This is a genomic window from Corallococcus sp. AB018 (assembly GCF_003986945.1).
Taxonomy (GTDB): Bacteria; Myxococcota; Myxococcia; order Myxococcales; family Myxococcaceae; genus Corallococcus; species Corallococcus exiguus.
In genome coordinates, this window is the sequence record NZ_RAWR01000017.1 from 1 (window position 1) to 23,283 (window position 23,283).

General features: G+C 71.2%; 18 protein-coding genes. 11 read left to right on the top strand and 7 right to left on the bottom strand.

Going from position 1 to position 23,283, the window contains the following annotated elements:
• Positions 1 to 34: 34 nt before the first annotated feature.
• Entirely contained in the window at positions 35 to 1,366 is a 1,332-nt protein-coding gene (locus tag D7Y11_RS05960; RefSeq protein ID WP_121752315.1) for a bifunctional glycosyltransferase/class I SAM-dependent methyltransferase, read from the bottom strand.
• 219 nt (positions 1,367 to 1,585) lie between these two features.
• Here D7Y11_RS05960 and D7Y11_RS05965 point away from each other — a divergent pair, with 219 nt between their 5' ends.
• From D7Y11_RS05965 to D7Y11_RS05985, 5 genes are read left to right on the top strand one after another with little or no spacing between them, the layout of a single operon-like run.
• On the top strand, positions 1,586 to 3,778 hold the full coding sequence (locus D7Y11_RS05965) for a polysaccharide biosynthesis tyrosine autokinase (RefSeq protein WP_120576812.1): 2,193 nt from the start codon (positions 1,586 to 1,588) through the stop codon (positions 3,776 to 3,778).
• A 59-nt stretch (positions 3,779 to 3,837) separates the two neighbouring features.
• Positions 3,838 to 5,019, top strand: coding sequence for a glycosyltransferase (locus tag D7Y11_RS05970; RefSeq protein WP_306770418.1), 1,182 nt, complete (start codon positions 3,838 to 3,840; stop codon positions 5,017 to 5,019).
• 10 nt (positions 5,020 to 5,029) lie between these two features.
• A complete protein-coding gene (locus tag D7Y11_RS05975) occupies positions 5,030 to 6,235 on the top strand; it encodes a glycosyltransferase family 4 protein (RefSeq protein ID WP_199753692.1) in 1,206 nt (401 codons plus the stop codon).
• Positions 6,232 to 7,680: an O-antigen ligase gene (locus D7Y11_RS05980; RefSeq protein WP_126933227.1), complete on the top strand. Its 1,449-nt coding sequence runs from the start codon at positions 6,232 to 6,234 to the stop codon at positions 7,678 to 7,680. Before D7Y11_RS05975 ends, D7Y11_RS05980 begins: the two co-directional genes overlap by 4 nt.
• Before the next feature lie 19 nt (positions 7,681 to 7,699).
• Positions 7,700 to 8,785, top strand: coding sequence for a glycosyltransferase family 4 protein (locus tag D7Y11_RS05985; RefSeq protein WP_126933245.1), 1,086 nt, complete (start codon positions 7,700 to 7,702; stop codon positions 8,783 to 8,785).
• A gap of 4 nt (positions 8,786 to 8,789) precedes the next feature.
• Here D7Y11_RS05985 and D7Y11_RS05990 read toward each other — a convergent pair whose 3' ends face one another.
• From D7Y11_RS05990 to D7Y11_RS06010, 5 genes are read right to left on the bottom strand one after another with little or no spacing between them, the layout of a single operon-like run.
• Positions 8,790 to 9,941, bottom strand: a complete 1,152-nt coding sequence (locus tag D7Y11_RS05990) for a glycosyltransferase family 4 protein (protein WP_126933228.1) — start codon at positions 9,939 to 9,941, stop codon at positions 8,790 to 8,792.
• Positions 9,938 to 11,173, bottom strand: coding sequence for a glycosyltransferase family 4 protein (locus D7Y11_RS05995; protein WP_126933229.1), 1,236 nt, complete (start codon positions 11,171 to 11,173; stop codon positions 9,938 to 9,940). The genes D7Y11_RS05990 and D7Y11_RS05995 overlap by 4 nt, the downstream gene beginning before the upstream one ends.
• Positions 11,174 to 11,188: 15 nt before the next feature.
• A complete protein-coding gene (locus tag D7Y11_RS06000; protein WP_126933246.1) occupies positions 11,189 to 12,313 on the bottom strand; it encodes a glycosyltransferase family 1 protein in 1,125 nt (374 codons plus the stop codon).
• Between the two features lie 23 nt (positions 12,314 to 12,336).
• Entirely contained in the window at positions 12,337 to 13,470 is a 1,134-nt protein-coding gene (locus tag D7Y11_RS06005; RefSeq protein WP_126933230.1) for a glycosyltransferase, read from the bottom strand.
• Positions 13,467 to 14,987 carry an oligosaccharide flippase family protein gene (locus tag D7Y11_RS06010; RefSeq protein ID WP_126933231.1) on the bottom strand — a complete coding sequence of 507 codons (1,521 nt, stop codon included), beginning with the start codon at positions 14,985 to 14,987 and terminating at the stop codon, positions 13,467 to 13,469. The genes D7Y11_RS06005 and D7Y11_RS06010 overlap by 4 nt, the downstream gene beginning before the upstream one ends.
• A 240-nt stretch (positions 14,988 to 15,227) precedes the next feature.
• On the opposite strand from D7Y11_RS06010, the gene D7Y11_RS06015 reads away from it, so the two are divergent.
• The 6 genes from D7Y11_RS06015 (at position 15,228) to D7Y11_RS06040 (ending at position 22,607) form a co-directional block, all read left to right on the top strand.
• Positions 15,228 to 16,256 carry an ROK family protein gene (locus tag D7Y11_RS06015; protein WP_126933232.1) on the top strand — a complete coding sequence of 343 codons (1,029 nt, stop codon included), beginning with the start codon at positions 15,228 to 15,230 and terminating at the stop codon, positions 16,254 to 16,256.
• A gap of 173 nt (positions 16,257 to 16,429) precedes the next feature.
• Positions 16,430 to 17,917: an MraY family glycosyltransferase gene (locus D7Y11_RS06020; RefSeq protein WP_126933233.1), complete on the top strand. Its 1,488-nt coding sequence runs from the start codon at positions 16,430 to 16,432 to the stop codon at positions 17,915 to 17,917.
• A gap of 4 nt (positions 17,918 to 17,921) precedes the next feature.
• A complete protein-coding gene (locus tag D7Y11_RS06025; RefSeq protein ID WP_199753693.1) occupies positions 17,922 to 18,998 on the top strand; it encodes a nucleotidyltransferase family protein in 1,077 nt (358 codons plus the stop codon).
• 39 nt (positions 18,999 to 19,037) lie between these two features.
• Entirely contained in the window at positions 19,038 to 20,009 is a 972-nt protein-coding gene (locus D7Y11_RS06030) for a nucleotidyltransferase family protein (RefSeq protein ID WP_121752306.1), read from the top strand.
• Positions 20,010 to 20,114: 105 nt separating this feature from the next.
• Positions 20,115 to 21,413 (top strand): UDP-glucose/GDP-mannose dehydrogenase family protein, encoded by a 1,299-nt coding sequence (locus D7Y11_RS06035; RefSeq protein ID WP_120594092.1) that lies wholly within the window; start codon positions 20,115 to 20,117, stop codon positions 21,411 to 21,413.
• Positions 21,414 to 22,607 carry an acyltransferase gene (locus D7Y11_RS06040; RefSeq protein ID WP_121752305.1) on the top strand — a complete coding sequence of 398 codons (1,194 nt, stop codon included), beginning with the start codon at positions 21,414 to 21,416 and terminating at the stop codon, positions 22,605 to 22,607.
• Between the two features lie 278 nt (positions 22,608 to 22,885).
• Here D7Y11_RS06040 and D7Y11_RS06045 read toward each other — a convergent pair whose 3' ends face one another.
• The gene (locus tag D7Y11_RS06045; protein WP_120576825.1) at positions 22,886 to 23,161 is read right to left on the bottom strand and encodes a hypothetical protein; all 276 of its coding nucleotides are present in this window, start codon (positions 23,159 to 23,161) and stop codon (positions 22,886 to 22,888) included.
• Between the last annotated feature and the right edge of the window lie 122 nt (positions 23,162 to 23,283).

A 23,283-nucleotide genomic window follows, 5' to 3' on the forward strand; every position in this document is an offset into this window, starting at 1 on the left:
GGAGGTGGGGTGGGCTTCGGCGCTCACGCGGGCATCAGACGGCGCGGGCGACGGCGAACAGGCTCATGCCCACGGGCAGCCTCACCTGTTGCTCGGCCTGGGCGAGCAGGGGCGCCAGCGTGTCGTAGAGCTTGAGCTGGAGCTTGGGCACCGCGCGGCGGCGCAGGAGGCGGCTGTTGACGAACCAGCCCGGCAGGCCGACGAGGTTCATCCACTCCAGCGTGTCCACGCGGAAGCCGTTCTCCTGCAGCACCGCGCGCAGGGTCTCCGGCGTGTAGCGGCGGTAGTGGCCCACGGCCTCGTCGATGGCGCCGAACAGCTGCGGCAGCGCCGGCACGAGGATGAGCACGCGGCCGTCCGGCTGGAGAATCTGGCGGAAGCGGCGCACCGCGGACGCGTCGTCCGGGATGTGCTCCAGCACGTTGGACAGCACGATGGTGTCCAGGTTCTCCGCCTTCAGCGACTCCCAGTCCGCGAGCGCCACGTCGGACAGGTAGGGGCGCACGTGGGGCTTGCCGCGGAAGAGGTTCTTCAGGCGGTCCACGTAGAAGCGCTCCACCTCCAGCGCGACCAGGTGCTCCGCGCCGGCCTCCAACTCGCGGGTGATGGTGCCGATGCCGGCGCCAATCTCCAGCACGCGCCGGCCCATGTGTTCGCGGAAGCGGCGGCCCAGCCACTGGTTGTAGTGGGTGGCGCCGTCCATGCGCTCCAGGGTGGAGTAGCCCTCGTGCTGGTTGTCCGCGTCGTCGCGCACGGTGGCGTAGCGCACCAGCGTGCGCAGGCGGGCCAGGTGCGCGGAGGCCGAGCGGCGCGGCACGGCCTGCAGCGGCGGCAGGGACACCTCGGTGAGCCGGAAGAGCTGCGCGGCCAGCTTCACCACCAGCTCCGCGTCCACCGCGTCGTCGTCGCTGGTGAGCTGGATGGAGCGCAGCGCCTCCGTGCGGAAGGCGCGCAGGCCGGTGAGCGGATCCGTCAGCGCCACGTCGGTGACGAAGCGGGTGATGCCGCCCAGCGCGCGCTCGGCCACCATCTCCGGCGACATGCCGGGGCGCCGGCCGAAGACGCCGTCCGCGGTGTCGTCACGCAGGGGCTGCACCAGGGCGTCGTAGGTGTCGGGCGAGTAGGCGGCGTCTGGATCCTGGAGCACCGTGTGGGCGCCGGTGACGTGGGGCAGCGCGGCGCGGATGGCCGCTCCCTTGCCGCCCTGGGCCGCGAGGACGTGGACGTTGGGACCGGGCGTGACGTCCACCGGCCCTTCACCCGCGAGCACGACCTGGGCCTGGCCGGCCAGCGCGTGGGCGAACCGGGCGGCGGCGGCGGCGGTGGCGGGGTTGAAGGGCAGGACGACGGAAAGCGCAGGAACCATTGCGCCGCTCACTACCACAGGACCCCCCGGGGTGCGCGTTCGCGGACCGGCGCGGATGGATGGGGGGCATCCAGGCGACGTCGGTTGGATGGACAACCCGCCCCGCCCGTTGCACGCTCCGGACGTTATTCCCCCAGCGCGATGTGGGTGCAGGTCGGGTCCGGATGAGTTCGGGCCGGTGGAGACCGCCCGCGGCAGCCACTTCCGGAGAGACGCGACGTGGAAGGAACGGTGTTGGACCCGGCCGGTGGGGCGCCCGGCGCGGCGTCCGCGAGCGTGATGCACCGGGTGCGGGGCGTGTGGCGCCGGCGGTGGGTGATGCTCGGGGTGGCGTTGGGCGTCACCGCGCTCACCGCGGCGTGGACGCTGCGGCAGCCGCGCATCTACGCGTCCAGCACCTCGCTCATCATCGACGTCACCGCGCCGCGCATCCTCGACGGCGAGGTGAAGGAGGTGATGGGGGAGGAGCGCAGCAACTACTGGTTCAACAAGGAGTACTACGCCACGCAGAGCGAGATCATCACCTCGCGCGCGGTGGCCAGCCGTGTGGTGGACCGGCTGGGGCTGTCGAAGGACGCGTCCTTCCTGGGCCTGCCGGCGAACCAGGATCCGGCGGAGCGCGCGAAGGCGCTGGAAGACGCGGACCCGGTGGGGTTGTTGCGCTCGCGCATCCAGGTGGTGCCCGGCAAGGACTCGCGGGTGATGAACATTGGCGTGGAGGACGTGGATCCCGCGCGCGCGGCGCTGCTCTCCAACGAGGTGGCCGCCGCGTACATGGCGGAGAACCTGGCGCTGAAGCTGCGCACCACGGAGGAGGCGCGCACGTGGCTGGAGGGGCGCCTGGATGAGCTGGGCCGTCAGTCCAAGGCCGGCGAGATGGCCGTCTACGACCTGAAGAAGGACGCGGACATGCTGTCCACGTCGCTGGAGTCGCGGCTGTCCATCGTCAGCGAGCGGATCAACTCCTACAACCTGAAGCTCACCGAGGTGCGCACGCGCATCGCGGCGCAGCAGGCGCGCGTGGACGCCATCCACCGGCTGCGCAGGGACGCGGGCAACGACGAGACGTGGGCGGAGGCGGTGCCCGGCGCGAAGGACGGTCCCATCCAGGATCTCAAATCGCGCTACGGCGAACAGAAGGCCGCATGCGCGGAGCTGACCGAGCGCTACCTGCCGGAGCACCCGAAGCTGCTGGAGTGCAACCGCAAGCTGGACGTCGTGCGCGCGGACCTGCTCAAGAGCCTGAGCAACGTGGTGCGCTCGGCGGAGACGCAGCTGGCGGAGGCGCAGGGCGAGGAGAAGAACCTCAACAAGCTCCTGGACGAGACCAAGGCCGAGGCCTTCCAGGTGAACAAGAAGGCCATCGAGTACGGACGGCTGCAGCGCGAGTCGGACAACAACCAGCGGCTCTATGAGCTGGTGCTCAAGCGGCTGAAGGACATCGAGCTGTCGGGCTTGCTGCGCACGAGCAACGTGCGCGTGCTGGACCCCGCGCAGCCGGCGATGGTGCCGGTGCGGCCGCACACGCGGCGCAACCTGATGGTCGGCTGGGTGATGGGGCTGCTCCTGGGGCTGGGCGTGGCGCTGTTCCTGGAGATGCTGGAGAACAGCGTCGCGTCGCAGGCGGACGTGGAGGACGTGCTGGGCCTGGCGTTCCTGGGCGTGGTGCCGCGCATGGAGGCCACGAAGGCGCCGGGCGACCGCGACCTGTACGTGCACCGCGCGCCGCGCTCGGCGGTGGCGGAGTGCTGCCGCGCGGTGCGCACCAATCTGCTGTTCATGTCGCCGGATCATCCCTGCAAGACGCTGGTGGTGACGTCCAGCGGCCCGCAGGAGGGCAAGTCCACCACGTGCATCAACCTGGGCGTGGCCATGGCCCAGAGCGGCAACCGCGTGCTGCTGCTGGACACGGACATGCGCCGGCCCCGGCTGCACCGCGCGTTCGGCGTGCCCAACGACCTGGGCATCAGCTCGCTGGTGGTGGGCGAGGGTTCGCTGGACAAGGCGGTGAAGAGCACGGAGGTGCCCAACCTCTTCGTGCTGCCGTGTGGCCCGCTGCCGCCGAACCCCGCGGAGCTGCTGCACACGCGTGCCTTCAAGGAACTGCTGCGCACCGCGGGGGAGAAGTTCGACCGCATCATCCTGGACAGCCCGCCGCTCAATGCCGTCGTGGACGCGGCGGTGCTGGCCACGCAGGCGGACGGCGTGGTGATGGTGCTCAAGGCGGGCCGGACGGACCGGAGCGCCGCGAAGCGCGCGCTGCGCTCGTTGGCGGACGTGCAGGCACGGATGTTCGGCGCCATCCTCAACGACGTGGACCTGCGGCAGCCGCGCTACGGCGACACGTACCTGGGCTACCAGGGCTATGGCCCGACGCAGGACGAGCCCAAGGGCGGGGTGGCGCCGTCGTGAGGGGCGCGGGCCTGCGGGTGCTGCACCTGGGGAAGTTCTACCCTCCGGCCTCCGGCGGCATGGAGGCGCACGTGCGAACGCTGGCGCGCGCGCAGGCGTCGCTGGGCGCGCAGGTGGAGGTGCTGTGCGCGAACCATTCCGTGGACGGCACCGGGACGAGCCACGAGTTCCACGGGCGCAGTCCCACGCGTGAGGAGTGGGACGGTCCGGTGCGCGTGATTCGCCTGGGGCGGCTCGCGTCCGTGGCGCGCATGGACGTGATGCCGTCGCTGCCGTTCGTGCTCAGGAGGGCGCTGGCGCGGGGCGTGGATGTGGTGCACCTGCACGTGCCCAACCCGAGCATGGTGCTGGCGCTGGACGCGGTGCCGCGTCTGCCGGCGGTGGTGGTGACGCACCAGAGCGACATCATCCGGCAGAAGGTCGCGGGCGCGCTGTTCCGTCCCTTCGAGTGGATGCTGTACTCGCGCGCGGCGCGGCTCTTGGCCACGAGTGACGCGTACGTGCGAGGCTCGTCGCTGCTGTCGACGTTCAAGTCGAAGGTGCGCGTACTGCCGCTGGGCATCGAGCTGGAGTCGTACCTGCGGCCACCTTCCGCGGAAGCGCGCGAGGCGCAGGCGCGCTGGACGGCGGAGGCGGCGGGCGGGCCGCTGTGGCTGATGGTGGGGCGGCTCGTCTACTACAAGGGATTGTTCACGGCGCTGGAGGCGCTGGTGCACGCGCCGGGGCGGCTGGTCATCGTGGGCGAGGGGCCGCTGGCGGAGGAGGGCCGCGCGCGGGCGAAGGCGTTGGGCATCGAGGACCGGGTGACGTGGGCGGGCTACCTGTCGCCGGAGGCGCTGACGGGCGCGTACCGGGCCGCGACGGCGCTGTGGTTCCCGAGCAACGCGCGCAGCGAGGCGTATGGCCTGTCGCAGGTGGAGGCGCTGGCGAGTGGATTGCCCGTGCTCAACACCGCCGTGCCGGACTCGGGTGTGGCGTGGGTGAGCCTGCACGAGCGCACCGGGCTCACGGTGCCCGTCGGTGATGCGCAAGCGCTGGCGGCGGCGGCGCGCCGGTTGGTGGAGGAGCCGGGCCTGCGCGAGCGGCTGTCGCGTGGGGCGCAGGAGCGTGCGCGGGCGGAGTTCGCCCATGACGTGATGGCGTCGCGCAGCCTGGAGTTGTACGCGGAGGCGCTCGGACGGCAGCCGGTGGCGGAGGAGAAGAGCGATGCCTCCGTCCGGCACGTCGCGGGCGGGCGCTGAAGGTCCGCGCATGCACGGAACGCGCGCGTCTCATCGTGACGGTCCCGCGGAGGGCGGAGGTCGCTCCTCGCATGCGTCGGGTGGTGCGCCGCTTCGCGTGCTGCATGTCTCCAGCGGAAACCTCTACGGCGGCGTCGAGACGTTGCTGCGCACGCTGGCGCTCGCGAGCGCGGACCGGGCGGGCGGCTCGGTGCATGCGTTCGCGCTCTGCTTCGAGGGACGCATCGCGGAGGAGCTTCGCGCGGCGGGCGCGCCGCTGACGTTGCTGGGACCGGCGAAGGTGAGTCGCCCCTGGCGGGTCTGGGAGGCTCGACGCTCGCTGATGGCGCTGCTCCGGCGGGAGGCGTTCGACGCGGTGGTGTGTCACGCGGCGTGGCCTCAAGCCATCTTCGGGCCGGTGGTGCGCACGGCCGGTGTTCCGTTGCTCTTCTTCCAGCACGACGCACTGTCGGGTTCGCACTGGGTGGAGCGCTGGGCTCGCGTCACCTCTCCGGACCTGGCGCTGTGCAACAGCCGCTACACCGCGAGCACGCTTCCGAGCGTGTATCCGCGCACGCAGTGGCGCTTGCTCCATCCACCTGTTCAGGACGGTGGCCCGGACCTCATGGCTTCCGAGCGCACGTCGCTCCGCGGTGAGCTGGGCGCGGATCCGATGGATGTCGTCATCGTCCATGCCAGCCGCATGCAGGAGTGGAAGGGGCAGCGGCTGCTGCTCGAAGCGCTGGGCCGGCTGCGCCAGGTGCCTCGCTGGAAGGCGTGGTTCGCTGGTGGTGCGCAGCGCCCGGAGGAAATCGCCTACGAAGCGGGCTTGAAGGCCCAGGCCTTGGCCCTGGGCCTTGGGGACCGCGTGCGGTTCCTGGGACAGCGCTCGGATGTGCCTCGCTTGCTGCGCGCGGCGGAGGTGCACTGTCAGCCCAACACCGGGCCGGAGCCGTTTGGCCTGGCGTTCGTGGAGGCGCTCTACGCCGGGCTTCCCGTGGTCACCACCGCGTTGGGTGGACCGCTGGAGATCGTCGATGCGTCCTGCGGCGTGCTCGTGCCTCCGAAGCCGGAGGTCCTGGCCCAGGCGCTGCGCGGACTCATCGAAGATGAAGCGGCTCGACGGAAGCTGGGCCGTGGTGGCCCCGCTCGCGCGAAGGCGCTGAGCGCACCGGATGCCTTCCTGACGGCGCTGGAGGATGCAGTGCGCTCCGTGGCCCGGAAGGCCGCCGCATGAGTGGCGCGAGTCCTCGTCCCCAGCTCCAGGGGCCCGGTGTGCTGCATCGGCGTTACGTGCGCCGCGCGCCCCAACCCGCGACAACGCAGGCCGTGCCGACTCCGGCGGCGGCGTCTCCGGGGCTGCTCGGTTCGGGCCACGTGGTGGTGGTGTTCATCGTGCTGCTCTTCGTCTGCCAGCTCGCGCTGCTGATGGATGCGCTGGCGCCGGCGCGCGTGGTGTTCCGCATCCTGTCGTTTGGCACGAGCCTGGCGCTGCTGGTGCTGGTGAAGGGTCCGCGCCTCAAGCACCCGGCGATGCCCTTCCTGCTCGCCTCGGCGGGGCTCACCGCGCTGAACTTCTTCCACCCCGGCACCAACACCCCGCTGGCGGCGGCCGCGCAACTGGGCATCCAGATCTCCGTGTTCGCGCCTCTGTTCTGGGCGAGCCGCCTGCGCATCGACGCGAGGATGTTCGGACGCGTCGTCCTGCTGCTCTTCCTGTTCAACATGGCGAGCGCCTCGTTGGGCGTCCTGCAGGTGACCTTCCCCGGACGCTTCCAGCCCGCCCTGTCCGCCATGGTCGAAAGCCAGGGCGAGGGCTACGTGCGCAGCCTCCAGTTCGAGACCGCGAGCGGCGCGCGCGTGTTCCGTCCCATGGGGCTGACGGATGTCCCGGGCGGAGCCGCCACCGGCGCCTTCTATTCGGTGCTGCTGGGCGGCGCGTTCCTGCTCAGCCGTCAGGGCATGTCCCGGAAGGTGCTGGGCGCGGCGGGTATCGGCATCGGGCTCATCTGCCTCTACCTGGGACAGGTGCGCGTCGCGGCGGTGACGCTGATTGTATGCATGGCGGCCATGGCGCTGGTGCTCACCGTGAGCGGCCGGTGGGTGCGGCTCGTGGCATTGGCCGCGGTCGTGGGTGGCTTCGCGGTGGTGGCCTTCGGCTGGGCCGTCGCGGTCGGTGGCGACGCGGTGCTCTCGCGCTGGAGCACGCTCACGGCCTCCGACCCCTCGCAGGTGTATCAATCCAACCGCGGCCGCTTCCTCGACGAGACCTTCGACCAGGTGCTCCCGGAGTTCCCCCTGGGCGCGGGCCTGGGGCGCTATGGCATGGCCAACGCCTACTTCGGCGACAACCTCGACCGCGAGAGTCCTCCGCTGTGGGCTGAAATCCAGTGGACGGCGTGGGCCTATGACGGTGGATGGCTGGGGCTCGTCTGCTATCCGCTCGCGCTGCTGGTGACGCTGGGGTGGGGCTTCCAGGTGGCGCGGCGCCGCGATGACTCGGCGGGCGAGTTCTGGCTCTGGGGCAGCCTGCTCTTCGCGTATGACCTGGGCGCGCTCGCGCAGACCTTCAGCTACCAGTTCTTCATGAGCCAGATGGGGATGGAGTTCTGGCTGCTCAACGCGGCCTTCTTCAGTGCGTACTGGAACCGGAATGCGGCCCTACACCCTCATCGCCGGTGACTTCGTCTCCACCGGAGGCATGGACCGCGCGAACCTCGCGCTGGCGGATTGGCTCGCGCGCCAGGGTGGCCCCGTGCGGCTGGTGGCGCACCGGGTGGAGGATTCGCTCCTGCGCTACCCCAACGTGCACTTCGTCCGCGTGCCCAAGCCCGCGAACGCGTACCTGCTGGGCGAGCCGTTGCTCGACGCCGTAGGGCGCTTCTGGGCGGCGCGCACGCTGGCCCAGGGGGGCCAGGTGGTGGCCAACGGCGGCAACTGCGAGGTGCCCGCCGCGAACTGGGTCCACTACGTCCACGCCGCGCACGCGCCCGAGCCCGCCGGCAGTCCGCTGCGCAGGCTGAAGGGCCACGTGAGCCACCGGATGCACCTGCGCAGCGAGCAACGCGCGTTGCGCCGGGCGCGGATCATCCTGGCGAACTCGGAGCGCACGCGGCAGGACCTGCTGACCGCCACGGGCGTGGAGGCATCCCGCGTCCATGTCGTGTACCTGGGCGGTGATCCGACGCGCTTCCCGTCCACGACGCCTGTTCTCCGTCGTGAGGCGCGGGCGTCGCTGGGCTGGTCTCAAGAACGGCGGGTGGCGCTGTTCGTGGGCGCGCTGGGGGACCGGCGCAAGGGCTTCGACACGCTCTTCCATGCGTGGGCGCGGCTGTGCGCGAGACGCGAGTGGGACATGGACCTGTGCGTCGTGGGGACGGGTGCGCAGCGGGAATCATGGGAGCGCGCGGCGCGTGAGCAGGGCCTGGGCGAGCGGATCCGCTTCCTGGGCTTCCGCGACGACGTGCCCCGCCTGATGGCGGCCGCGGACCTGCTGGTCTCCCCCACGCGCTACGAGTCCTATGGCCTGGGCGTGCACGAAGCGCTGTGCGTGGGCATCCCCGCGCTGGTGAGCCGCTCGGCGGGCGTGGCGGAGCGCTTCCCGTCTTCGCTCCAGGGGCTGCTGCTGGACGACCCGGAGGATTCGGGCGAGCTGGTGCGGCGCCTGGAGGAATGGCGGGCCCGGGGTGGGGACTGGATGCCCGCCGTGGCCGCGCTGTCATCGGAGCTGCGGGCCTGGACGTGGGACGCGATGGCGGCGGCGGTGGTGGCTCGGCTGGAGGCGTGAAGCTTCAGGCTTTGCGCTCGAGCACCTGCTCGAAGAAGTCGAGGTGCGCCTTCGCGACCACCGGCCAGGCGAAGCGGGACACGGCTCGCTCGCGGCCTCGTGTGGACAGTTCCTGACGTTGAGCGGGGCTCTCCAGCAGCTCCTCTAGCGCGGTGATCCAGGCACCGCCGTACGACTCCGGCAGGATGCGCCCGGCATCGCCCACGGTGTGCGGAATCTCTCCGGAGTCGCTGGCGAACACGGGCACGCCACACGCGAAGGCCTCCGCGAGCATGCGGCCAAACTGTTCCTTCCACGCGGGCGTCGTCTGGCTGGGCGCGCAGAGCACGTCCATGGCGTTGAGCGCGCGAGGCACCTCCGCGTGCTTCACGCCGGTGACGATGCGCACGCGGTCTCCGTGGCGCTGCGCCCACGCGCGCAGGTCCACCTCCAGGGGGCCTCCGCCGACGAAGAGGGCTCGCCAGGGCGTGGTCGTCCTGTTGAGTGCATCCATCAGGAGCCGCAGGCCCTTCTCCGGCACGAAGCGGCCCAGATAGCCCACCACGGGCGGCCCTTCGGACGTCCAGCCCAGGCGCTCGCGGAAGGCGCGGCCCGCCTCCGGATCCGGACGGAAGTGCTCCACGTCCACGCCCACGGGGATGAAGCGCGAGGGGCGCTGCTCATAGCCGGGCCGCGCGAGGAGGTTGTCGTGCACCGTCTGGCCCCAGGCGATCCACCCCGCGGCCCGGCGCAGGACGAAGCGCTCGGCTTGCGCGAAGGGCGGGGGATAGCGCTTGGTCAGGTTCTGGAATGTGCAGAAGACGAGCGGCACGTGGGCGGGCGTCATCAGCGCCACCTCCAGGCCGGAGAGCACGTAGGGCTCCTCCCACAAGTGCACCAGGTCCGCGCCTCGCGACAGGTGCGCGTGCACCTCCGGTCCGTAGACGAAGCCGTGCAGCGAGCGGCTGAAGTACGCGGGCACGCCCTCCAGGTTCACGGCCTCGTGAGGGTCGCGCTGGAGCACCAGCGGGCTCAGGTCCCCGTGAAAGGACTTCGGCGCCACGGCGGTGACGTCCCAGCGGCCGGCGCCCACGCGGGCCATCTCGTTGGCCAGCCGCCGGTTGAGGGTGACGACGTAGGAGTGCGAGACGGTGACGAGCTTCCGGGGACGCATCATGAATGCCCTCGCGTGGGGACGAGGCTCCGATACACGGCGAGGATGTCCCGGGCGTAGCGCTCACGGGAGAAGCGGCGTACGGCGGTGTGGCGGGCCGCGCGGGCCAGGGTGTCTCGCAAGGCTTCGTCCTCCAGCAGCCGGCGCAGGGCCGCCGCGAGCGTGTTCGCGTCGCCGGGTTCGATGGCCAGCACGTCCTCGCCATCCCGCAGCGCTTCGGCGGCGCCGCTCGACTTCGAGATGACGGCGGCCCGGCCGCAGGCGAGCGCCTCCGCGATGGTGAGGCCGAAGGGCTCGCGGCGGGTGCTCGCGTGCACGAAGACGTCCAGGGCCCGGTAGACGCGGGCGGGCTCGGGCTGGAAGGGCACGAAGCCCACGCGACCCGTGAGGCCGTGGCGCTCCACTTGTTCGCGCAGCTCCGCGTCGGTGAATTGCGAGCCGGCCGTGCGGTAGAGCGGCGCGCCCACGAGGTAGAAGCGCACGGGCAGGGACGGTGCCTGACGCGTCAGCAGGGCCGCGGCCTCCAGGAAGACGTCGTGTCCCTTCCAACGCGCGTACGTGGCCACGAGCCCCACGCGCAGCGTGCCCGGAGGCGCGGGCGGCAGTCCGGCCAGTGCATCCAGGTGCGCGCCGTCACCGGCGGCCGGAGAGAACCGCTCCACGTCCACGCCGTTGGGCACGACGTGCACGGGCACCTTCCCGAGCACCGTGCGCGCGTCGTCGCCGACGGCCTGCGAGTTCGCGATGGCGGCCGAGGCCAGCGGATGCAGGCCGGAGAGCGCGCGTCGAACCAGCGGCCGCTCGCCGAGGAAGTCGTGCACGTGCCACACGCGCGGAATCGGAAGTCCGGTGGTGGCCGCGCTCAGCAGGTGGGTCTTGATGCCATTGGAGTGCAGCAGGTCCGGCGCCGCGTCACGCACCGCGCGCCGCAGGTCGAGGCCGTAGCGGGTCAGCAGCAGGGGCGTCGGGGCAATCTCACGCGCGAAGCGAAAGAGACCCGCGCGACCCTGCTCCCGCAGACCACTGTCCCCGAGCGCGGACAGGCGGTCGGGCAGGGCGAGCACCTGGGTCTCCACGCCGAGCCCTCGGGCTGTCTCCACCAGCGGCCCGTCCGTACCTGCGATGAGGTGCGGCGAAAGGCCGGGCTCCAGCGTGCGCAGGCACGCGAGGAGATCCACGAGCGCGCGCTCGGCACCGCCCAGGATTCCCACGGGATTGAGGAACAGGATCCGCACGCGGACGCGACCGAATCAGACCCGCCCGGGGCGGTCAAGGCGATGCAGATACGCGTCCAACACGGTGCGCGCATGGGCGCTCCACGTGAAGCGTACGGCCCGTGCATGCCGCGTCTCCGCGGATGGGGCGGGCACGCGACCCGTGAGCAGGGCGTCTACCGTCTCCGACCATGCGGCCACGTCGCCCACCGGGCAGTACGTGCAGGCGTCGGCGCCCACTTCGCGCAGCACCGGCAGGTCGCTGGCCACCACGGGGACACCACACGCCAATGCTTCGATGACAGGCAGGCCGAAGCCCTCCGCGTCACTGGGCACCAGCACCGCGCGGGCACGCCGGTACAGTCCCGCGAGCGTGGCCCGCTCCTGCCGGGGTGGTTGCAGCAGCGCGTCCTTCAAGCCGAGCCGCGCCACCTGTGCCTGTTGAGCCGCGTCCAGTTCGCCGCCCTGCTGCACCAGCATGAGGTCCGGATGCCGGGCGCGCAGCGCGGCGAAGACGTCGAAGAGCACGTCCAGCCGCTTGCGGCGGATGGCACTGCCCACGTGCAGCAGGTACGGCCGGCCCTTCAGCGGTGCGAGTACGGCTTCGCTGGCGTCTCCGGGAACGGGGTCGAGCCGGTACTCCGGCGAGACTCCGTAGGGCGCCCACACCAATCGCTCGGGAGGCACCACGCCATGCGCGAGCAGTTCGTCGCGGACTTGCTGCGTGCTGTGGAAGACGATGGCCGCGCGCTCCAGGCCCTTGAGCGTGGCTCTCGCCATCAGGCGGAACCACGTGGGGCGCGGTTCGCGGTGGGGCTCCAGGACGGAGCGGAACGCGTCCAGGTCATGGCAGAAGACGCCGGTACGCTCCGCGGGCAGCGCGTGGACGAGCTGCGCGTAGGTGTGGTCCACGACGTGGAACGCATCGTGGCCGATTCGCTCACGCAGCAATCGCGCGGGATAGAGGCCGAAGCGGGTGAGCAGTCGGTCCGCGTTGAAGGCGGCCTTGCGGCTTCCCACGCGGGGCAGGGCGCGCACGGCGTGGGGAATGGACGGACGCACGGGAGTGACGCCGACCTCGGCGGGAAACGCCGCCAGTCCCTCGACGAGCGCTTCGCCCACCAGGTCCATGCTGGGCCAGCCCTCCTCGCGCGGATCCATCAGGACCTTCAACCTCAAGATGCTCACGCGGTGACTCCGCGACGCAGCAGGTGCGCCACCGTGTGCTCCAGCGCGAAGTGCTCACGGTACACGCGCGCCGCGCGCTCACCCAGGGTTCGGCGCTCTTCCTCGTGCTCCAACAGGTGCTCCGCGAGCACCCGCAGCGAAGCGGGTGACGCATCATCCGCGAGCGCCACTGGCCGCAGGTCGCGCCACAGCGGTTCGCTCAGGTGCCCGGTGTTGGTGACGATGGGCAGGCCCAGTCCCAATCCGCCCATCGCGCTGCTTCGCCGGGCGCTGACGCCGTCGGGATACGGCTGCACCAGCAGCTCCGCCGCGCGCAGGTGCACGGCCACGGCCTCCGGTGCCAGTCCGTCCCTCGCATGAAGTCGGCGGGCCAGCGCGGGATGCTTCCGTCCCAGTGACTCGCACCAGGCCTGACTGCCTCGGCCCAGCAGCAGCGCCTGCCGCCGTTCGTCCCGCTGCAACAACGGCACGAGCACGGCCTCCAGCGGGCCCGCGATGGCTCCGCCATACGTCCCGAAGTGCGCCACCGTGGGGCCGCCGAGCGCATCCCGCACCGCGCGCACTTCATCCGCTGGCACGTCCAGGGGCAGGGGACTGGGGATGGGACACCACCGGGCCTGGGACCGCAGTGGCTCCGGCAGGTGCTCCGCCCAGGTGGGGATGGACACGTAGGCTCGCTCCACGCCGAGCGCCAGCGTGCGCAGCATCACCCGCGTGACTCCCGCGAGCAGCTGATGCTTCCACGGCGCGCCCGGACTCCACGGGTACACCGCTTCATGGAGGAACAGCTCGCGTTCGTCCCGCCGCCTCGCCGCGAACCAGGCGCAGAACGGCACGTTCATCGCCTTCAATCCGAATGCGTGCGGCACGTACTGGAGGAACAGCCGCCGGGGCACTGGCAGCGCATCCAACTCTCGCGTCAGGCGCACCAGCCCTGGCGGCGTGAAGAGGCCGGGCCACCGGTGCACGGTCACGCCTTGATCATCCGTGACGCTCTCGGCGCCAGGGGTCCAGACGTGCACCGTCTCCCCCGCCTTCAAGAGCGCGTGGGCGATGCTCCTCGAATGGTCGGAGACGCCGCCGGGGGCCGGCGGATACTCCCCCGTCAACAGATGCCACGTGCGGCTCACGGAGGCGCCCGCCTCGCGCGCAGGTGCTGGACCAGGGCGCGCAGCTCTCCCAGCAACGACAGGCCTCGCCGCGTGGCCTCACGCGCGAGCACCAGCGCGGTCAACAGCCCCGCCGCGACCAGCGCCTGCACGAGCAGCCCGTCCTGTCCCATCGCGAGCCGCGAACAGCCCACCGCGAGCGCGAGCAGCGCTCCTACAGTGAGGAACGGCTCCATGACCTCGAACTCGAGCCGCGACAGGTGCGGGTTGCGGCGGGATACCAGTCGCGCCGTGAGCCACAGCTCCGTGAGCGTCACGGCCGTCGCGCTCACCCCGACGCCCACGATGCCCCAGTGCATCACCGCCAGCACTCCCAGGCCGAAGCGCAGCAGGCTCCCGGTGATGGCCACGTACATCCGCTCCCGCGCGTGACCGCTGGCGTTCTGCTGCGAGGCCAGCAGGCCCTGCACCGCCAGCATCGACGCCTCGATGGTGAACCACTGCACCAGCGTGGACGCGAGGCTCCAGCGCTCGCCGAAGACCACCGGGATGAAGGGCGGCAGCGCGATGACGCCGAACGGGATGGCCAGGCACAGGACCGCGCTCACGCGCCGGATGGACGTGCGCAGGTAGTCCGCCAGCGCGGCCGAGTCCTCCTGCATGCGGCTGTACGCCGGATACGCGACGCGGGTGAGGACGCTGCTCACCGCCAGCGGCACGGAGGCCAGCGCGGTCGCCCAGTTCACCAGGCCCACCCCGTCCTTGCCCTCCATGCGCCCCACCACGAGTGGAATCCATCCCTGGAGCGCCGCGGGGATGATGCCCGTGAGCTGGAACCAGATGCCGAAGGACAAGAGCCGCTTGACGATGTCCCAGCGGAACGTGCCCTGGGGCCTCCAGCCCGCCGCCGCCCAGAACAGCACCATGCCCACCGCGCCCCGCACCAGCCCGCCGCCAATGAGCGACCACGCCCCGAAGTGCATCGAGGCCAGCAGGATGCTGCCCGCCGTCTGCGCCACGCTCTCGATGAGCTCGATGCGCGCGAGCGTCGGGAAGCGCAGCTGCCGCTCCAGCATCATGACGGGGATGACGCGCAGCGAGTGGAAGAACAGGCCGATCGCCATCGTGCCCACCATGGCCGCGCCCGAAGGCCCCAACTCGTAGGTGCTCGACAGCCACGGCGCGAGCAGCACGATGGCGCCCACGATGAAGACGGTGAACGCCTGGTGGCTCCAGAAGGCGGAGGTGATTTCGTCCTGCGTGGGTTCGTGCTGCTGGCGCACCAGCGAGGCGCTGAGCCCCAGGTCCCCCAGGAACGCGCCCATCGCGGAGGTGAAGGCGACGATGGCGAACACGCCATAGTCCCCGGGGAACAGCAGATGCGACAGGGTGAGCGAGCTCACCACGCGTAAGCCCAGCGAGCCGATCGTCCGCAGGAGCAGGGCGATGATGGAGCGCTGCGCGCGGACCTTCACGTCCGACATGCCCAGGGGCGGAGCGTCAGCGGCGTCCGGCGCGGAAGGGGAACGGCTGCTCATGGGGGAAACGGGGCGCTCCACGAAAGGAACTCCGACGGAGCCTATATGCGCCCCCGCCTCCGGCGAACAGGGGCACGAGGAGGCAGGGCGTCCCCGTGCCCTGGAAGGAGGGCCCGCATGCAGCCCCGTGGAGCGGGCGGGCGGACACGGGCGTGCCCGGCACGGCGGCCCTGGCCGTGACCGCGCTGCGCAGATTGTGCCGCGAGCGGCCGCCGGTGCCGCGAGTCACGGGGGCATCACATGGCCGACGCGTCAGCGAAGAACGGGCACCGCGCGGGGAACGGGGCGCGCAACGGCAAGGGCCGCGTCTGGGGAGGCATCGACCTGGGCGGCACGAAAATCGAGGCCGTCATCGTGGATGCGCGCGGCGACGTGCTGGGCCGGGCCCGCCACGTGACCCCCGCGACGGGCGGCCCGGGCGAGGTGGTGAAGGAGCTCTACGGCACGCTGGGCGAGGCCGCGCATGCCGTGGGCATCGAGCCCGCGAAGCTCGTGGGCGTGGGCGTGGGCGTGCCGGGCTCGGTGGACGCGAACAACGGCACGCTCTCGCACACGGCCAACGTGGCGGGCGGCTGGGACGCGCCCTATCCGCTGGCGTCGGACCTGGGCGACCTGGTGGGCGGCGGCAAGGTGATGCTGGGCAACGACGTCCAGGTGGCGGTCGCGGCCGAGTACAAGCTGGGCGCGGGCCGCGGCCACCGCTCCGTGCTGGGCGTGTGGTGGGGCACGGGCGTGGGCGGGGGCCTGGTGCTCAACGGCGTGCCGTGGCGCGGGCAGGGCTCCGCCGGCGAGATTGGCCACATGGTGGTGAAGCCCAACGGCGCGCGCTGTGGCTGCGGCCGGCGTGGCTGCCTGGAGGCCTACGCGGGGCGCGCGTGCATGGAGAGCAAGGCGCGCTCGGCGGCGAGGAAGGGAGAGAAGACCCTCCTCTTCGACATCATGCGCGACAAGAATCGCACGCGCCTGTCCAGCAGCGTCTGGGCGAGCGCGCTGAAGCAGAAGGATCCGCTGGCGACGCGGCTCATCGAGCGGGCCATCGACATGCTGGGCGTGGCCATCGCCTCCGTCATCAACCTGCTGGACCTGGAGGCCGTCGTCATCGGAGGCGGGCTGGGGTCCCGGCTGGGCCCCATGTACATGGGCCACATCCAGGACGCCATGCACCCGCACCTGTTCATCACGGAGCGCAAGCCCGTGATGCGCATCGCCGAACTGGGGGACCTGTCCGGCGCCATCGGCGCGGCGCTGCTCGCGGGCCCACGGATGTGAGGACTCACCTGGCCCGACATCGCCACCCGTCCTCTCTCGATGCGTTTGACGCAGAAGTCCCGCGAATCCGGGCTGACAGCAGGTAGGCAGGCGAGTCGTGACACACCTGCGACGTCAGGACGTTGACGCGCTGCTTCGGTGACCGTCACGATGCGGGTGGACGCTCCTCTCGCATGGTCACCTTCTTCGTCGCCTTCCTCGTGTCGTTCCTCGTGGCGTTGGTGCTCACGTGGCGCGTGCGTGAGCGTGCGCTGGCGTGGGGCTGGTTGGATCAGGCGAACTCCAGCCGCAAGGTGCACGTGCGGCCCGTCCCCCGGCTGGGCGGCATAGGCATCGTGGGGGGCTTCTTCGCGCCGCTGTGCGCGCTGTTCATCGTGGACTCGGGCGTGGGAGACCAGTTCCTCGCGCAGACGACTCTCATCATCGGCCTCTTCGTGGGCGGCGCCATCATCGCGGGGCTGGGCTTCTACGACGACCTCAAGGGCGCGGGCGCGAAGCTGAAGTTCTCCGTGCAGTTCGCGGTGGCGCTGGGCCTGTACGCGCTGGGCTTCCGCATCGAGGTGCTGGCCAACCCCTTCGGCGCGGAGCTGACGCTGGGGCTCTTGAGCCTGCCGCTGACGGTGCTGTGGGTGGTGGGCGTCATCAACGCGCTCAACCTCATCGACGGGTTGGACGGGCTGGCGGGCGGCGTCGCGTTCTTCGGCGTGGGCACCCACTTCCTGCTCGCGCTGATGCGCGGGGACGTGCTGCTGTGCCTGCTGATGGTGGCGCTCGCGGGCGCCATCCTCGGGTTCCTGGTGTTCAACTTCAACCCGGCCTCCATCTTCATGGGGGACACGGGCAGCATGTTCCTGGGCTTCGTGCTCGCGGCGGTGTCCATCAAGACGTCGTCGAAGAGCGGCACCGCGGTGGCGCTGCTCGTGCCGGTGATGGCGCTGGGCCTGCCCATCATGGACACGCTGCTGGCCATGGTGCGCCGCTCGCTGCTGGGCAGACCCATGTTCAGCGCGGACAAGGAGCACATCCACCACCGGCTGATGAGCCGCCTGCTCTTGTCCCACCGCACCACCGTGCTGGTGCTCTACGCGCTGTGCACGCTGTTCATGCTCACCGCGCTGGGGCTCAGCTTCGCCAACAGCATCCAGAGCGCGCTGCTGCTCAGCGGCATCGGCGTGGTCATCATGGTGCTGATGCGCAAGCTGGGCTACCTGGACGTGCGCCACATGGACGCCGTCCAGCAGACGCGCCAGCGCAACCTGGAGCTGCGCTCGCTGGTGCGCTCCGTCACCGCGGCGGTGCGCGCGGCCGGTTCGTTCCAGGAGGTGTGGAACGCCGTCCGTCCGCTGTCCCAGGGGCTGAGCCTGTCCTCGCTGGAGCTGCGCCTGCGCCGCCCGCACGAGGGCGTGAACGCGGGCGTCGTCTTCGAGTCCCAGCACCCGGACGCTGGCGCCGAGGCCGCGCTGGAGGTGCGCCTGGACGTGAAGGAGGAGGAGTCCCTGCTCGGCGCGCTGCGCCTGGTCTGGCGCGATGGCCGGGCCGCCATCGACCGGGACGAGGAGCTGGCGCTGGAGGTGGTCGCGGACGCGGTGGCCGAACGCGTGGGGCAGCTGGTGGCGCTGGAGGCCGCGGAGCCCGAGCGCATCATCGCGCTGCGGCGGTGAGCCCATGAGCTCCTCTCCGGCCCTGCTGACCCTGCTCCATGCGTGGCCGGAAGTGCCGGACGCTCCCGGGCCTTCGAACGAAGGCGACGGTGACGCGCTGGTGAAGGCCGCCGTGCGCCACGGACTGGCGGGCTTCGTCGAGCACGCGCTCGCGAAGGCGGACTGGACGCTGACCCCGGACTCCGCCGCGCTGCTCACCCGCGAGGCCCGGCTGAGCGCGGCGCGGGGCATGCGCGTGCGGTCGCTCTTGTCGCGGAGCCTGACGGCGCTGGCGGCGCTGGGCCTGACGCCGGTGCTGCTCAAGGGCTACGGGCTGGCGCGCAGGCTCTACCCGGAGCCGCTCCAGCGCGCGACGAACGACGTGGACCTGCTGGTGCCGCGCGCCCGGGTGCTGTGCGCCGTGCACGCGCTGGAGGGGATGGGGCTCACCACCCAGGCCGGCGACGTGGACCGGGACGACGCGCACCACGTGGAGCTCACCGGACCGGACGGACTGGTGGAGCTGCACTACCGCGCGCTCACGGGCTACGGCCTGTCGCTGGAGGGCGACGCCATGGTGTCGCGGGCGCTGGACGCGACGCTGGACGGCCACCCCGTGCGCTACCTGTGCCCGGAGGACGAGGCCGTCTACCTGGCCCTGCACGCGAGCAACCACCTGCTGCAGCGGCTGGCCTGGCTGTTCGACCTGAAGCTGCTGGCGCGGGCGAACCCCCGGCTCGACTGGGACCGCGTGGTGACGCGCGCGCGGCGCACGGAGCTGCCCCACCTGGTCTGGTACGCGTGGGACGCGGCGCACCGGCTGCTGGACGCGCCCGTGCCCGCCTGGGTGCTCAAGGCGCTGGCCCCGCCCCGGTGGCAGCGCGCGCTGGCGACGCGGCTGTTCTCCGGGCCCCGGCTGGTGGGCGCGGAGCTGGCGCGCAACAAGCCGGCATGGGTCGCCGCGAAGCTGGCCCTGGCGCCCCGGGCCCGGCCCATGGTGCGGTACGCGCTGCGGCGGCTGCGCGGCGCCCGGCCCCCTCCCGGGACGGGAGCGGAGCCAGGGGCACCACGGCCCGTCCGGTCGCCCGCTGGAAGACGGTGATTGCGGCGAGCAGGCCCGGCCCATTAAAGGTGCCGCACCATGGCGCCCAGCCTCCTCGACACCTTCCGGGTCCTGTCCTCCTTCGAGCCCCCGCGCGGAAAGCTCCGGGGCGCGCCGTGGGAGGCGTACGTCGACTGGGCCATCGCGCAGGGACTGGCGCCGCTCGCGGCGTACAACCTGGAGTACCGGATGGGCGGGGGCGAGGCGCCGGAGTGGGCCCGCGACCGGATGATGTCCATCTACACCGGCTCCGTGAACGACAACGTCATGAAGCTGGTCCACTTCAAGCGCATCGTGGATCAGCTGGAGGGCCGCAAGATTCTCCTCCTGGGCGGCGCGGCCTTCGCGGAGGCGCTCTATCCGCACGTGGGCTTCCGGCCCGTGCTGGACATCCAGGTGCTGGTGCGCCGCATGGACGTGGACGGCTTCGCCGGCTACCTGTCCAACCACGAGTTCGTCCCGGAGGAGGACACGACGAACAGCGGCGCCGCGCGCGTCGTGTCCGACGGCCGCACCCCCATCCACATCTACGCGGACGTGCTGGGCGCGAACCGACGTGAGCAGTTGGCTGGCATCTTCGAGCGCGCCCGACCCATGAAGGTCTACGGACAGTCCATCTTCCGCCCGGAGCTGGAGGACGCGCTGCTGCTCACCGCGCTGGACCAGGCCCACCACGGGTATGACGTGCCGTGGCTGTCGTTCGTGGACCTGCGCGAGCTCATCACCGGGGCTACCTGGATGGGCGGCGTGTACTCGCGCCCGATGGATGTCCCGGCGCTGCTCGCTCGCGCGGAGGCGTTCGGCCTGGAGCGCGCCCTCTACACGTCGCTGGCCATCGTGGCGCGTCTGTTCCCGGAGGCGGAGGCGCAGGCCACCGCCGCGTTCCCGCCGCTGCGCCGCGCGACCCGTGAGCTTCTGGACCGGGGCGTGGTGGGTCCGGTGAGCACCCCCGGACGTTCCTCCGCCCTACGGGGTGTGGACAGACTGCGTCGCCTCCTCACGGGGCGATAAGGCTGTCTGGTCGCTCGGCGGTCCTTCGTGCCCGGGCTTTCTTTCAGTGCTCCGGTCGGCGTATGAGTTCATGACGCCACCTGTCGAAACCAGGACACTCAAAGAATGCGCATTGCCATTATCGGATCGGGTTACGTCGGACTCGTCGCGGGCACCTGCTTCGCGGACTCGGGCAACGACGTCGCGTGCGTGGACATCGACGAGCGGAAGATCCGCATGCTCCAGGATGGACAGGTCCCCATCTACGAGCCGGGTCTGGAGGAGCTCATCCGCAAGAACGTGAAGGAGAAGCGCCTCACGTTCACCACCAACCTGGCGGAGGGCGTGGCGAACGCGCAGGCCGTGTTCATCGCCGTAGGCACCCCTGAAGGGGAGAGCGGCGAGGCGGATCTCCAGTACGTGCTCGCGGCGGCGCAGGCGGTGGGCCGCGCGATGAAGCAGTACACGGTGGTGGTGGACAAGAGCACCGTGCCGGTGGGCACCGCGGACAAGGTTCGCGAGGCCATCGCCAAGGTGACGGACGTGGAGTTCGACGTCGTCTCCAACCCGGAGTTCCTGAAGGAAGGCGCCGCGCTGGACGACTTCTTCAAGCCGGACCGCGTCGTCATTGGCGCGGACACCGAGCGCGCCCGGACCCTGATGGGGGAGCTGTACGCGCCGTTCGTGCGCACGGAGAACCCCATCCTGTTCATGGACACGCGCTCCGCGGAGCTGACGAAGTACGCGGCGAACGCGATGCTCGCGACGCGCATCTCCTTCATGAACGACGTGGCCGCGCTCTGCGAGAAGGTGGGCGCGGACGTGGACTTCGTGCGCAAGGGCCTGGGCGCGGACAAGCGCATCGGCTACCCGTTCCTCTTCCCTGGCGTGGGCTACGGCGGCTCCTGCTTCCCCAAGGACGTGAAGGCGCTCGTCACGACGGCGCGTGAGTACGGCCTGGAGCTGGACCTGCTGCGCGCGGTGGAGCGCACCAACGAGCGGCAGAAGAAGCTGCTCGTGAACAAGGCCGTGAAGCACTACGGGACGCTGGAGGGCAAGAAGTTCGGCGTCTGGGGCCTGGCGTTCAAGCCGAAGACGGACGACATGCGCGAGGCGCCGTCCATCGAGGTCATCGAGGGCCTCATCGGCAAGGGCGCGACGGTCATCGCGCACGACCCGGTGGCCGCGCACGCGTCCAAGCGCGTCTTCGGCGACCGCATCCGCTACGCGGACCTGCCGTACGACGCGCTGGAGGGCGTGGACGGCCTGTTCGTGGTGACGGAGTGGAACGAGTTCCGCCACCCGGACTTCGCGCGCATGAAGTCGCTGATGAAGTCGCCGGTGATCTTCGACGGCCGCAACATCTTCCAGCCCGCGCGCATGCGTGAGCAGGGCTTCACCTACTTCGGTATCGGTCGCAAGTAGATGAAGCAGCAGTCCGGAGGCTCGCTGGATGCGCTGACAGGGCTGCGTTTCCTGGCGGCCCTGCACGTCGTCTTGTTCCACTTCGGCACCCCGTGCATCCAGGGCGTGGCGCCGGAGTGGATGGTGCAGGTGGTGGCCTCCGGCTATGCCTCCGTGGGGGTCTTCTTCCTCCTGTCCGGCTTCGTGCTCGCGTACAACTACGTGGACACGGCCGGTGGGATGCAGACCCCGCCCCGGGCCTTCTGGAGCGCGCGGGTGGCGCGCGTCTACCCGGTGTTCCTCCTGATGTTCCTGCTGTCGGCGGTGCCCACGGCGCAGGGCTCGCTGGCGGCGAACAGCGTGCCGGTGGCCGCGGCGAAGCTGACCACGGCGGGGCTCACCACGCTGATGCTGCTCCAGTCGTGGGTGCCGCAGCTGGCGCTGTACTGGAACCCTCCGTCCTGGTCCGTGTCGGTGGAGGCGTTCTTCTACGCGGTGTTCCCGGCGCTGGCCGGGAGGCTGGAGCGCTTCCGGGGCGCGCGCATGAAGGCGGCCCTGGTGGGCGTGTGGCTGCTGGGGCTGTTGCCGCCGGTGCTCTACCTGGTGCTGCGGCCGGACGGGCCGGGCACGCTGAACGCGGCGTCCGGCGGCATGTGGCTGGCGGTGGTGAAGCTCAACCCGCTGATGCGCCTGCCGGAGTTCCTGCTGGGCGTGCTGCTGGGGCTGGTCTTCGTGCGGGAGCGGGCGGCGGCGACGGCGACGTCCCAGCGCTCCGGCGCGGTGATGGCGCTGGCTGGCGCGGCGCTGCTGGTCGCGGGCTTCTCGCAGGGCGCGTGGATTCCGTATCCGCTGATGCACAACGCGCTGCTGGCACCCGCGTCGGCGCTGCTGGTGTATGGGCTGGCGCGCGGCGGTGGTCCGCTGGGGCAGGTGCTGGCGCGGCCGTGGTTGGTGCACCTGGGTGGGGCCAGCTACGCGCTGTACCTGCTGCAGTACCCCGTCAGCGAGCTGGTGCACTGGATGGAGCGATTCGTGGGCCCGTCGTCGCCCACGCGCTTCCTGGCGGTGCTGCTGGTGTTGCTGGTGCCCGCGTCGGTGGCGGTGCACCGATGGGTGGAGACGCCGTGGCGCACGCGGGTGCGGCGCGGGCTTCAGCCGTGGGTGGATGGCTCGCCCTCGCGGCCGGCTCCGGCTCCCGTGGTGCCGGGCACCTGAGGTTCGCGACAGCGCGTCCTCAGCGGGCGGCGTTCAGCAGGTGTTGCCGTAGGACCTTCCGGGGCGCGGAGGCCCAAGCCTCGCGACAGCGCGTCCTCAGCGGATGAGGCCTTGGGCCCTTTGGGGCCGCGAAGGTCGAGCCTCGCGACAGCGTCCTCAGCGGATGAGGCCTTGGGCCCTTCGTGGCCGCGAAGGTCGAACCTCGCGACAGCGTCCTCAGCGGATGAGGCCTTGGGCCCTTCGTGGCCGCGAAGGTCGAGCCTCGCGACAGCGCGTCTTCAGCGGGCGAGGCCGCAGGCCTTCTTGCCCTCTTCGGTCTCGATGGTGCGGCAGTCGCAGCCTTCGAGCTTCGCTTCGCAGACGGCCTCGTCCTCGGCGATGGGCTCCACGCGGCCCTCCTCGTCGGCGGCTCGCTGCTGGCAGGCCTGCTTCTCCACCGAGTTCAAGGCGCACTCGCAGAGCTTCTCGGACAGCTCGCGGCACGCGCCCTTGCACGCGGTGAGTCCGGAGAGGGAAGCGCAGAGGACGGCGGCAGTGAGCAGGAAGCGACGCATGGGGTCGGGGGAAGATGCCAGATGATTCCCCGGATGCAAGCGGTGTCCCGGGCGGGGCGTTCATTCGATAGCCCCGGAAGGCCGCGCCGGGGGAGGAGGCATCCAGGCGCCGCGTCCGCTGG